The organism is Candidatus Roseilinea sp. NK_OTU-006, assembly GCF_012931985.1.
GTDB lineage: Bacteria > Chloroflexota > Anaerolineae > J036 > Brachytrichaceae > JAAFGM01.
Genome location: NZ_JAAFGM010000023.1, coordinates 45891 through 56988, shown reverse-complemented (window position 1 = coordinate 56988; position 11098 = coordinate 45891). Strand labels below are relative to the sequence as shown.

The window sequence follows — 11098 nt, the reverse complement described above, 5'->3', positions numbered from 1 at the left end:
ATCATATGGCTGCTGACACCGACGGCATACGCGCCTTTCAGCCGGCGTTTGAACGGCTTGCCGCGGCGGGTCTGAACGTAGGCGCCGGCATGGGTCGGGCGAAAAGAGGGTCGAGTCGAGTGTGATCGCGTCTTCCTGAACCCAACCGCCGTTATCCAGGGTGCTCGGCAGCGCCTCGTTCATCTTGTCCAAGCGACCGGCTCGCAAGCGGTGATACATCCGGTTGAGCGCGCTGTAGTCCGGCGCGGCGGTCGTCTCCAACACGTCGCGGCGTTTCTGGCTCATCAACAGAACGCTTCAACGTCGCGGTAGCTCATCTTAGCTCAGCAGCACGCACGTCGCCAACTGCGGCAGGGTGAACTGCTTCGGGCTGAACCGATGACTGGAGCGCGGGAACGCCGCCTGCGCCTGGGCGTAGATGATCCGCGCCACTTGCACATGCCGACGCTCACGCAGCCGTCTACCTTTGGTTTTTGGCTTTCATCGCTTCGCATTATGCGAGGTTTTCAACTGAGCAATCTGATCTGAATAGTCGCCGGAGCGCCCAGTTCGAAGCCTATCAGCGCATGCCGGATGACGCGCTGCTGGCCTGGGCGTGGGTGAGGCTGCAGGTCTCGGTGAACGCACTGATCAGCCGACCCGGCGTGCGCGTGACGTGCGACCGGTGCGGCGAGGAGATCATCAACGAGCGCGAGCGTTGGGTGAACGGCGCGCGCCTGTGCGCGCACTGCGCGGGCGACTCGTACTTTGTCGCGTTGGACGCCGATTCGATTGTGCAGCGCGCCGGCGCGTCAGTGGCTCAGTATGTAGGCGCGCTCGGCGGCAAAGTCCCAGCCGACTGATTCGCCCTCGGCAAAGATGTGTCCCCAGACGGCTTCAGGATCAGTCACGCTCAGCACATCGCCGTCGCTCTCGACTTCGTATTCGACGGTGTGCCCTAGGTAGGTGGTGGCGCGCACCCGCCCGACGAACCGCGTCTTCCCTCCCTCGTAAGGGTATAAGCGGATGACCTCCGGCCGAAGCATCAGCGTGGCCGGGCCCGTTGCAACACTGGGATGGGCTGGGGCGCGAAGCGCATGTCCGCGAAATTGAACGGCGGCGCATCCGTCCTCGATGTGCGCCACGTGAACCGGCAGGAAATTGGCCCGGCCGATGAAGTCGGCCACGAAGCGCGTCGCCGGCCGGACGTAGAGTTCCTCCGGCGCGCTCACCTGCTCCACGCGGCCGGCGTTCATCACCACCACGCGGTCCGATAGGCTCATCGCTTCGGCTTGGTCGTGGGTGACGTATACGCTGGTGATGCCCAGGCGCTTCTGGAGCTGGCGAATTTCGGCGCGCAGCGACACGCGCAGTTTGGCATCCAGGTTGGAGAGCGGCTCATCGAAGAGCAACACCTTCGGCTGTATGACCATCGCGCGCGCCAGCGCGACCCGCTGCTGTTGCCCGCCGGAGAGCGCTGCCGGCCGGCGCTGCTCCAGGCCGACCAGGTTCACCAGCGCCAACATCTCGCGCACTGCGCGCTCGATCTCGGCCGGCGGCTTGCGGCGCAAGCGCAGCCCGTAGGCGATGTTCTCGAACACCGTCAGGTGCGGAAAGAGCGCATACGATTGGAAAACCATCGCCATCTCGCGCTTGTTGGGCGGCGTGTGCGCGATGTCTTTGCCGTCCAGCAAAATGCGCCCCGACGTAGGGAATTCAAAGCCGGCGATCAGCCGCAGCGTTGTAGTTTTGCCGCAGCCCGACGGGCCGAGCAGGGTGACGAACTCGCCCTGGCCGATGGTCAGCGAGACGTTATCGGCGGCGGTGACCAGGCGCCCTTCGGGCGTCTCAAAGACCTTGGTGACTCCTTCGAGGGCTAATGCGTGTGCTTGCGTCATGGTAACGTGGCGCGTGTGGATGTGGCGGGAATGACTTCGCGCGCGGCCCCGCTGCGGCCGCCGATCAGCGCGAACAAGATGCCGATTGCGATCAGCACGATTGCGATCAGCACGACGACGTAGGCGAACGCGTTGCCGAACCGGCCGGCTTCGGTCTCGTTCAGGATTTGCTGAGTCATGATGCGCGTTTGCGGTGTGGTGAGGAAGAGAATGGCGCTCACCGTCGTCATCGAGCGGGCAAAGGCATAGATCATCGCCGTGAGCAGCGCCGGCCGGACAAGCGGCAGCGTAATCCGGCGAAAGGTGGTGGCTTGATCGGCGCCAATGGAGACGGAAGCCTCCTCGATGGCCGGGTCAATTTGCTGCAATGCCGCAACGCCCGAGCGCAGCCCGGCCGGCGTGGAGCGAATGACATACACCATCACGATGGCCAGCGCCCCGCCGAGGACGGCCGCCCCGCCGGTGAGCTTGGGGATGAGCGGGATGCCGAAGAGCGCGGTCGGGCTGTTGAACGCGAGCAAATAGCCAATGCCGAAGATGGTGCCCGGCACGGCGATCCCCAGCATGGTGCCCAGGTCCAGCGCGTTGCGACCGGTGAACTTGCCGCGCACCACCAGAAATGCAATCACCATGCTCAACAGGCCGGCGATCAGGGTAGCGATCACCGACATGCCCGTGGTGTCGAGCATCGCCTCGGCGCCGTAGCCCAGCAGCACATACTCGAAGTTGCGCAACGTGAACGCGTTGTTCGCGCCCAGCGAGATGGTGAACGCGCCGGCGAGGATCGTGAGGTAGATCAACACGATGAGCAGGGTAATCGCCAGCGCCGCGCCGACGAGCGGGATCACCACGCGCCGATCGCGCACCCGTTGCGCGCGGCCGCTGGGCTTGCCGGTGATGGTGACCACCGATGCGCGGGCGACCAACCGCAGTTGCACGAAGTAGAGCAGCACCGATGGCACAAGCAGGATGATCGAAAGCACTGCGCCGGTGGTGATGTCGTATTCGCCCACGATGGCCAGATACAGCCGCGTCGCCAGCACCGTGTAGTTGCCGCCCAGCACCAGCGGGTTGCCCAAATCGGCCAGCGCCTCGACGAACAGCAGCAGGAACGAGCCAACAATGCCCGGCAGGAGCAACGGCAGAGTCACCGTGCGAAATATGTGCCACTGGTTCGCGCCAATGTTGGCCGCAGCTTCGTCCAGCGCCGGGTCCAGCCCTTCCATCAGCGCAGCCAGGTTCAAGTAGGCCACGGTGAAGAACGACAGCACCATCGCCATCGTCAGGCCGGGCAGGCCGTAAATGTCGGTGCGCAGGCCGAGCAGGCTATGCGTAATGAAGCCGCTGCGGCCGAAGAGCACGATGATGGCGATGGCGACGGCGAACGGCGGGCTGACCACCGGCACCAGCGCGGTGAGGTGGATGAGTTGCTTGATCCAGTTGGGCGCAGCGACTTTCACCCGCACGTAGGCGAACAGGAAGCCGACGGCCGTGCCGATGGCCGCAGTGGTCAACCCCATCACTAACGTGTTGAGGATGATGCGGTGGTAGACCGGCCGGCGCAACACATCGGACAACACTCGGATGCCTTCGGGTGACGCCGCTTCAGCGAGCGTCGCCCCCAGCGGGTAGGTCACAGCGATCAGAACGAAGAGCGTTGCGACGATCAGCGCCAACAGCAAGGCTCGGTCGCGCGCCAGCGCGCGATATTCGCGCAGCGCGCGTCGCCAGGTTGAAGGCCGAAGCGCATCGGGCGTCGGGGCGACGGCATGGTTGGATCGCATCGTGTTCAAAAACGCGCCATAGCCGCTCAGGGCCATGGCGCGTTTGCTGTGCAAAAAAGATGAAGCGCATCAATTTTACTGCGGCGCGACCGTGATCTCGTCCTCGAAGCGCTTGGTGATGCTCTTACGGTTCTTGCCGGCTTCGTCGAAGTTGTAGTCCACCAACTTCACTTCCGAGAGCTTCACCGATCGCTCGGAGACCTTGGCGTTCGGATTGGTGGGCAACTGATACGACTTGACCTTGGGGCCGATCTCCTGCGCTTCGGCGGTGAGCACCCAGTCAATCCACATCTTGGCTGCTTCTGGCTCCGGCGCGCCTTTGATCAACGCTACACCGCCGATCTCGTAGCCGGTGCCCTCCCGGGGGAAGGAGACTTCGAGCATATTCATGCCCTCATCGGCGAACTTGACGCAGTCATGCGAAAAGATCACGCTGACAGCCACTTCGCCGCGGCCGGCCATCTGGCCGGGTGCCGAGCCGCTCTTGGTGTATTGCAGGATGTTCTGATGCAGCTTTTTCAGGTAATCGAAAGCTGCGTCCACGCTGCCCAGCCGCGCCACCTGGGTCCACACCGCTGTGTAAGCGGTGCCGCTGCTGGCCGGGTGCGCCATGGCGACTTGTCCCTTCAATTTGGGGTCGAGCAAGGCTTCCCATGAAGTGGGCTTTTCAACACCCAACTTGTTGAGCACGTCTTTGTTGGAGCAAAAGCCGAGCGCGCCGACGTAGACACCCGTCCACACGCCGTTGGGATCCTTTTGTGCAGCGGGGATCTCCGCAGCGTTGGGCGAGACATAGGGTTCCAGCAGCCCTTCAGTGTTGGCAGCGACGTAGCCATCGGCCGGACCGCCCCACCATACGCTGAATTCGGGGTTGTCTTTTGTAGCGCGCAGTTTGGCCAGCGCCTCGCCCGAAGACAGGCGGACATAGCTGGTTTGGATGCCGGTCTTCTCCTGGAAGGCCTTGGTCATGGCCTGGCACCAATCCTCTTGCGGCGTGCAGAGCACGGTGAGCTTGTCGGGTTTGGCCGGGGCGGGCGCTTCGGTCGCGGCCGGAGCCGCCGGCTGCTGAGGTTGGGCGGGCGCTTGCGCCGGCGGTGGCGCAGCGCAGGCGGCGACGGCAAACGTCGCAATCATCAACAGGGCCGGTAAACGACTTTGCATTTCATTGCCTCCTTCGATCAATTCGTTCATCCAGATTAGTAATGGAGCACAGCGGCAAATACTGCCGCCATCATTTTAAGGCTGAGTGAAGAGAATGTGAAGAATGGTTAGGGGTGTAGGTTTCTGAGCAGGCATGAATGTGAATCGTGTGTAACGTTTGACACGCCGGTCATGCTCACTACACTCGGCTCGTGTAGGGCGCGCGGGGGAGTTCACCCCGCCGTCGGAGTGATGAGCTATGACGCGCTACCGAGAGTTCCGTAACAAGGCGCGCGCGATCAACCCGCGCTTTGGCTACTTGCCTGATGCCGACCGCTACGTGCTCGCGCTCGGTCAGCCGCGCCATCGCTTCAACGTGATCGGCTGCGGCGTCAACGGCCAAGAGCACATCCGCGTGACGATGCTGGAAGGCCGCGCCGTCATCCATGGCGTCTACGATCCGAACCCCCGCAGCATCGAGGGCGCGCGGCGTGAATACGCGCAATTTGCGCCGCCGGAGCGATTGGTGGTCTACGATTCGTTGGAGGCAGCGTGCCACGACCCGGCCGTGGATGGCTTGATCATCGCCACGCCAAACCACACCCATATTGCCGTCTTGCGCGAGGCGGTCAAATCCGGCAAGCACATCTTGCTGGAGAAGCCGATGGCGACGACGCTGCAGGACGCGCACGAGATCATGCGCTTGGCCGAGGGCTACGGCGCCGTGCTTCAGGTCGGGTTGCAATATCGCTACAAGCCGATCTACGTCGAGGCGATCCACGAGGCGCTGACGCGCCGCAGCATCGGCGAGATCAAGACGATCACGATCCTGGAACACCGCGAGCCGTTCTTAGACAAGGTCAACCAGTGGAACAAGTTTTCCAAGTATTCCGGCGGCACGCTGGTGGAGAAATGCTGCCACTACTTTGACTTGTTCAACCTATTCGCGCAGTCCAGGCCGGTGAGCGTGTACGCCGCCGGCAGCCAGGCGGTGAATTTTCTCGACTTCGAGTATGCCGGCGAGAGGTCGGACGTCTTGGACAACGCTTTTGTGATTGTGACCTATGCGAATGGCGTGCGGGCAAACTTCAACCTGTGCATGTTCGCGCCGATGGTGTATGAGGAGATCGTGCTGTGCGGCTCGGCGGGTCGGCTGAAAGCCTATGAGAACGAAGACTTCCTGCCTGCGCATGGCCCGCATACCGGTCTGGAGGTGATGCGCGGTGAGGGCGGGCCGTCGCGCGTAGCCACACCCAGCTATCCGGCGCTCATCGAGATGACCGGCCACAACGGCGGCACCTACTTCGAGCACGTCAACTTCATAGACCGCATCGAGGGCCGGCCGACGAACGCAGCGACGGCGGAGGAGGGCTTCTGGTCGGTCGTGGTCGGCGTGGCCGCCGAAACGTCGGTGCGCAGCGGCCAGGTGGTGGACATCGAGGCCCTGCTGGCGCAGAACGGCATCCGACTTGACGCCGCGTGATGCTTAACCGAATCGCCCGGAGACGTAGTCCTCGGTGCGCTTGTCCTTTGGCTTGGTGAAGATCGTCTCCGTGGTGTCGAATTCGATCACCTCGCCGGAGCGGTCAGGGCGCATCATCATCATCGCGGTGTAGTCGCTCACGCGCGCAGCTTGTTGCATGTTGTGGGTGACGATGATGATCGTGTACTGCTTCACCAGCTCGATCATCAGCTCCTCGATCTTCAGCGTCGCGATCGGGTCGAGCGCCGAGCAGGGTTCGTCCATCAAGATCACTTCCGGTTCAACGGCGATGGCGCGCGCGATGCACAAGCGCTGCTGTTGGCCGCCGGAGAGCGATGTCCCGAGTTGCTTGAGCTTATCCTTGACCTCATCCCACAGCGCAGCCCGGCGCAGCGAACGTTCGACGATATCATCCATCTCTGCCTTCGACCCTTTCCAGCCGTTGATGCGCAGGCCGAACGCGATGTTCTCATAGATGCTCTTGGGGAAGGGGTTGGGCTTTTGGAAGACCATCCCAATGCGCCGACGCACTTCGACCGGGTCAACGTTGGGCGCATACAGATTGTGTCCGCGATAGAGCACCGCGCCCTCTGCGCGCGCGCTGGGGACGAGTTCATTCATGCGGTTCAAGGCGCGCAGCAGCGTGCTCTTGCCGCAACCCGATGGGCCGATCAGCGCGGTGATCTTGTTTTTCTGAAAGCTGAGGTTGACATCGTGGATGGCCTTGAAATTGCCGTAGAACACGCTGAGCCGTTGCGTCTCGAGCACGACATTTGCGCGATCGACGACGCCCATCTCCTCTGAGATCGGCTCGGTCTCTCGTTCTTTCTGCGTAACGTTGATGAGTACCGGCATAGTTTCTGATCTGCTTGAGCTAAGGGTGAGCGTGTAATTAGGCGAAACGCCGTTTTTAGAACTGTTTGCGCAGCCGTTGGCGCAGGACAATGGCAAGGAGGTTGATGAGCAGCAGGATGCCGAGCAGCACAATAATGGCTGCGGCGGCGACGTCGTGAAACTCCCTCTGCGGCTTGGAAGACCAGTTGAAGATGACGATGGGCAGCACGGTGAATCGGTCGAGCAAGTCTTTGGGCAGGAAGGGGATGAACGTGAGCGCGCCAAGCGTGACAAGCGGCGCTGTTTCGCCAATCGCGCGCGAGGCGGCCAAGATGTTGCCCGTTAGTATGCCCGGCAGCGCCACCGGCAGAACCTGATGCCAGACCGTCTGCCATTGGGTCGCGCCGATCCCGTAGGCTGCCTGTCGAATGCCGTTGGGCACGCTGCGGATGGCCTCGCGCGAGACGACGATGATGATGGGCAACACCAGCAACGCCAAAGTGAGGCCGCCGGCGAGGATGCTGCGATTCAACCCAAAGAAGCGCACGAACACCGCTAGACCGAGCAATCCGTAAATAATGGACGGCACCGCAGCCAAGTTAGCGATGTTGATCTCGATCAGCCGGGTGAACCAGTTGTCTCGCGCATACTCCTCAAGGTAAATCGCCGACATGATGCCGACGGGCAGGCTGACGATCACCGTGATGACGATCGTCAGCGCAGTGCCCACCATCGCCGCCAGGATCCCGGCGCGTTCGGGGAACCGCGAGTCGAAACTCGTCAGGAATTGCCAGTCCAACCAGGGCAAGCCGCGCACGAGCACATCAATCAGGAGCGTGAGCACCATGCCGACGCCAACGGCCAGCGCAAGGATGCTGAACGCGACGAGGAGCATGCCTTTCAGGCGGCGCGAGCCTTGAATGGCGTCGAACGACATGTCCTCGGCGGGGGCGAAATTGCGACGTATTTCGCTCGTAGCCATAGCAGTTCAGTAAGGATTAATCGTAACGCTCGCGAAACCGGCGCACGATGAGCGTGCTGCCGAAGTTGATGGCGAACGTGATAATAAAGAGCGTCGCGCCGACGGCGAAGATCGTCTTATAACCGATTGAGCCGTAGGGCGTGTCGCCTAAACTGACTTGCACGATGTAAGCGGTCATAGTGGACACGGGCACAAGCGGGTCTAGCGTGAAGGTGGGGTTTTGTCCGGCGGCCAGTGCGACGATCATCGTCTCGCCCACCGCGCGCGAGAGCGCCAGCAGCAGCGCGGCTGCAACGCCGGAAAGCGCCGCCGGAAATACCACGCGCAGCGCGACTTCGTGGCGCATGGCGCCCAGCCCGTAGGCCCCCTCACGCAACCCGCGCGGCACCGCGTTGAACGCATCCTCCGTCAGCGATGCCACGATGGGAATGATCATCACACCCATGACCAGGCCGGCGCTCAGCGAGTTGAATGATTTAATCTCCGGGATGAATCCTCGCAGGAAGGGCGTGACCGCTGTGAGCGCAAAGTAACCATACACCACGGTAGGGATCCCCGCCAACACCTCTAGCAGCGGCTTGATCAAGCTTCGCGCGCGCAGCGAAGCGAACTCGCTCAGATAGACAGCAATGGCCAGGCCGAAGGGCACAGCGACCAGCATGGCGATCGCCGAGGTCATGAAGGTCGCCGTGATCAACGGCCAGATGCCGAATCTGGGGTTGGAAAACAGCGGCGTCCACAGTGTGCCGGTCAGGTATTCGATCACCGATACTTCCCGGAAGAAGGCAACGGTGTCGCCGGCGAGCGATAGGACAATCGCAAATGTGGTGACGACGGAGAGCGCCGCTGCAGTCATGAGCAATATGCTGATGAACCGCTCGCCAAGCGCGTGGGGGCGCCTTTGTTGCAGCCCCAGCCCCGCATTGCTTGATTCAGAGGGCGCTGCCATGCTCATGTTCTACTCCAGGGACGGCCTAAGGCCACTCTGCGCGCATTTCGCATTTCTCTCGATCATTACAGGCTGCATATTCTAAGAGCATCGCGAGAAGACTGGTCCTGTGAGATGCGGTAGGGTAGGCGAGGATAATCCCTGCGCCTACCCTTGCGCTTTACAGACAGGCGGTTGGGCCGCGATCCGCGTTCCGGCTAATTCTGCAGATAGCGGTCCAACGTTGCGCCTACTTCTTCACCTTTGGGGAAGAGCGTGCCCAGCACGCGGTTGTTGAAGCGCTTCGCAGCAGCTTCGTAGATCGCGCGTTCCAGTTCGACGTAACCCACCTCGCGGCTCTGAATCAGCGGGGTGAAGCTGGGGCTGAGGTAGAAGTTGATGAACTCCTTCATGCCCGGCTTATCCACCGAAGCCGCCTTCACGTAGATGAAGATCGGGCGCGACAGCGGCTGATAGGTGCCATTCTTAATGGTCTCGAAGTTTGGCTCAACGCACTTGCCGGCGAATGGCGTGGGCTCGCCCGTCTTGGGGTTGAGGTCGTAGTCAATCGCGACGGCGCGAATCTTATCGGTGTTCTCCACCACGTAGGCGTAGCCGAAGTAGCCGAGGGCGTATTGGTCGCCTGCCACGCCCTGCACCAGCACGTTGTCGTCTTCGCTGGCCTGGTAATCGCCGCGGCTCGACTTGCCCTTACCGACGATGGCTTCAGTAAAGTAGTCGAACGTGCCCGAGTCAGAGCCGGCGCCGAACAAGACGATGTTCTTATTCGGCCAGCTCGGGTCAATGTCGCTCCACTTAAAGGTCTTGCCCTGCGAATCGGGTTGCCAGATCTCCTTGAGCTTGCTGGCCTTGATGCAGCTTGCGAAGGTGTTATCTTTGCTGACCACCACCGCAAGGCCGTCAAACGCGACGGGAATCTCGATGAACTCAATGTTGTTCTTGGCGCAGGCTTCGCGCTCGGCTGGCAGGATGGGGCGGGAGGCGTTTGAGATGTCGGTCTCGTTGTTGCAGAACTTCTTGAAGCCGCCGCCTGTGCCGGAGATGCCGACGGCGATGCGCATGTTCGGCGCATACTTGTTGAATTCTTCGACGGCAGCCGCAGTCACCGGGTAAACCGTGCTGGAGCCGTCTATCGAAATTTCGCCGGAGAGCTTGGCGAGTTCCTCTTTATTCGGAGGCTCGGGCAGCGTGCCCTCGAAGAGGCCTATTTTCTCGGCTGCCGGCGCAGTGGGTTCAGGCGCGGCCGCAGTCGGTTCAGCGGGGGCGGCTGCGGTAGGCGCTGGGGCAGCCGGCGTCGCTGTGGCGCACGCGGCAAGCGCAAGAGATGCAGCGACAAGACTCGCTATGATCTTTGGATGCCTACGGTTTGTCGTGAGGCTCGTGTTTGGTTTATGCATCGCTTCTGACTCCTTAGTTTCGCAGTTATTCAACGCCACTATAGCCACGGATGGTTAAGCGTTCTTTAAGTATTTGTGTAAAAGAGGTTTAGGACAAAATCAATCTATCAGCTTGATTTTCAGAAGATACATACTACAAGCGCCCGATAAGCACACCGCATGCGACTGCGCAAAGCGTTGAGTGCATAATCAACGCGGTGGAAGGGGGTTCCACCGCGTTGACCGTCCAAAGAAGAGGAGGAGAAAGGGAAAAAGCGCCTGAGCGTGTATTACAACGCCGAATTTAAGGTGACGTCAACGCCGCCTCAAGCGTGTGTTAAGTGGGGCTGAGGCGCTGACCGGTTCCATGGCGCGGGTCACTTGCAACGCAGCCGGCCAAACCCAGCGTCTCCCGGTTCGTGCGCCGAGCGCCGCAAAGTGTGTTACGAACGGTTGCGCCTAGGGATTAGGGGACGTTGGCTTCTCGCAGTGCGACGCTAGATGCCCGGCGGGCGCCTGCCCGGCATATCCTGAACGAACGTGTCGGCACGTTGGTCAGCCGGGCAAAACGCCCAGCGGCTCCCCCCTTGTGAATCTCGGTTTACAATGCGTGGCGTGCCGTGTCGCCGCGCTGGCGACGCCTTACGCCGCTATCTTTTAGGATGGAGGTGAT

General features: G+C 61.6%; 10 protein-coding genes. 2 read left to right on the top strand and 8 right to left on the bottom strand.

Going from position 1 to position 11098, the window contains the following annotated elements; genetic code table 11:
* Window positions 1–285 (bottom strand): hypothetical protein (locus GXH28_RS11660; protein WP_445082651.1); only part of this gene is annotated, 285 nt, incomplete at its 3' end.
* A gap of 281 nt (window positions 286–566) precedes the next feature.
* On the opposite strand from GXH28_RS11660, the gene GXH28_RS11655 reads away from it, so the two are divergent.
* Complete coding sequence (locus GXH28_RS11655) at window positions 567–842, top strand: TraR/DksA C4-type zinc finger protein (protein ID WP_169239201.1); 276 nt, start codon at window positions 567–569, stop codon at window positions 840–842.
* On the opposite strand, the gene GXH28_RS11650 is transcribed toward GXH28_RS11655, so the two are convergent.
* The 3 genes from GXH28_RS11650 to GXH28_RS11640 are packed head-to-tail and all read right to left on the bottom strand — an operon-like array spanning window position 792 to window position 4852.
* Window positions 792–1877, bottom strand: coding sequence for an ABC transporter ATP-binding protein (locus GXH28_RS11650; RefSeq protein ID WP_169239200.1), 1086 nt, complete (start codon window positions 1875–1877; stop codon window positions 792–794). The two genes, GXH28_RS11655 and GXH28_RS11650, sit on opposite strands and share 51 nt — an antisense overlap.
* Complete coding sequence (locus GXH28_RS11645; RefSeq protein ID WP_240550357.1) at window positions 1874–3715, bottom strand: ABC transporter permease; 1842 nt, start codon at window positions 3713–3715, stop codon at window positions 1874–1876. Before GXH28_RS11645 ends, GXH28_RS11650 begins: the two co-directional genes overlap by 4 nt.
* Window positions 3716–3736: 21 nt before the next feature.
* Complete coding sequence (locus tag GXH28_RS11640) at window positions 3737–4852, bottom strand: ABC transporter substrate-binding protein (RefSeq protein ID WP_240550356.1); 1116 nt, start codon at window positions 4850–4852, stop codon at window positions 3737–3739.
* A gap of 208 nt (window positions 4853–5060) precedes the next feature.
* On the opposite strand from GXH28_RS11640, the gene GXH28_RS11635 reads away from it, so the two are divergent.
* Complete coding sequence (locus tag GXH28_RS11635; protein ID WP_169239199.1) at window positions 5061–6284, top strand: Gfo/Idh/MocA family protein; 1224 nt, start codon at window positions 5061–5063, stop codon at window positions 6282–6284.
* A 3-nt stretch (window positions 6285–6287) separates the two neighbouring features.
* On the opposite strand, the gene pstB is transcribed toward GXH28_RS11635, so the two are convergent.
* The 4 genes from pstB to GXH28_RS11615 all read right to left on the bottom strand — a co-directional run bounded on the left by pstB (window position 6288) and on the right by GXH28_RS11615 (window position 10446).
* Window positions 6288–7091, bottom strand: coding sequence for a phosphate ABC transporter ATP-binding protein PstB (gene pstB / locus GXH28_RS11630; RefSeq protein ID WP_445082652.1), 804 nt, complete (start codon window positions 7089–7091; stop codon window positions 6288–6290).
* 103 nt (window positions 7092–7194) lie between these two features.
* Window positions 7195–8100 (bottom strand): phosphate ABC transporter permease PstA, encoded by a 906-nt coding sequence (gene pstA / locus GXH28_RS11625; RefSeq protein ID WP_169239197.1) that lies wholly within the window; start codon window positions 8098–8100, stop codon window positions 7195–7197.
* A 16-nt stretch (window positions 8101–8116) separates the two neighbouring features.
* On the bottom strand, window positions 8117–9049 hold the full coding sequence (gene pstC, locus GXH28_RS11620) for a phosphate ABC transporter permease subunit PstC (RefSeq protein ID WP_169239196.1): 933 nt from the start codon (window positions 9047–9049) through the stop codon (window positions 8117–8119).
* A 197-nt stretch (window positions 9050–9246) separates the two neighbouring features.
* On the bottom strand, window positions 9247–10446 hold the full coding sequence (locus GXH28_RS11615; protein WP_169239195.1) for a PstS family phosphate ABC transporter substrate-binding protein: 1200 nt from the start codon (window positions 10444–10446) through the stop codon (window positions 9247–9249).
* Window positions 10447–11098 lie beyond the last annotated feature (652 nt).

Bases quoted from the DNA above. Each gene is read 5' to 3' on its own strand.
- GXH28_RS11655 (WP_169239201.1), top strand. From the start codon at position 567: ATGCCGGATGACGCGCTGCTGGCCTGGGCGTGGGTGAGGCTGCAGGTC.
- GXH28_RS11650 (WP_169239200.1), bottom strand. From the start codon at position 1,877: ATGACGCAAGCACACGCATTAGCCCTCGAAGGAGTCACCAAGGTCTTT.
- GXH28_RS11640 (WP_240550356.1), bottom strand. From the start codon at position 4,852: ATGAACGAATTGATCGAAGGAGGCAATGAAATGCAAAGTCGTTTACCG.
- GXH28_RS11635 (WP_169239199.1), top strand. From the start codon at position 5,061: ATGACGCGCTACCGAGAGTTCCGTAACAAGGCGCGCGCGATCAACCCG.
- pstA (WP_169239197.1), bottom strand. From the start codon at position 8,100: ATGGCTACGAGCGAAATACGTCGCAATTTCGCCCCCGCCGAGGACATG.
- pstC (WP_169239196.1), bottom strand. From the start codon at position 9,049: ATGGCAGCGCCCTCTGAATCAAGCAATGCGGGGCTGGGGCTGCAACAA.
- GXH28_RS11615 (WP_169239195.1), bottom strand. From the start codon at position 10,446: ATGCATAAACCAAACACGAGCCTCACGACAAACCGTAGGCATCCAAAG.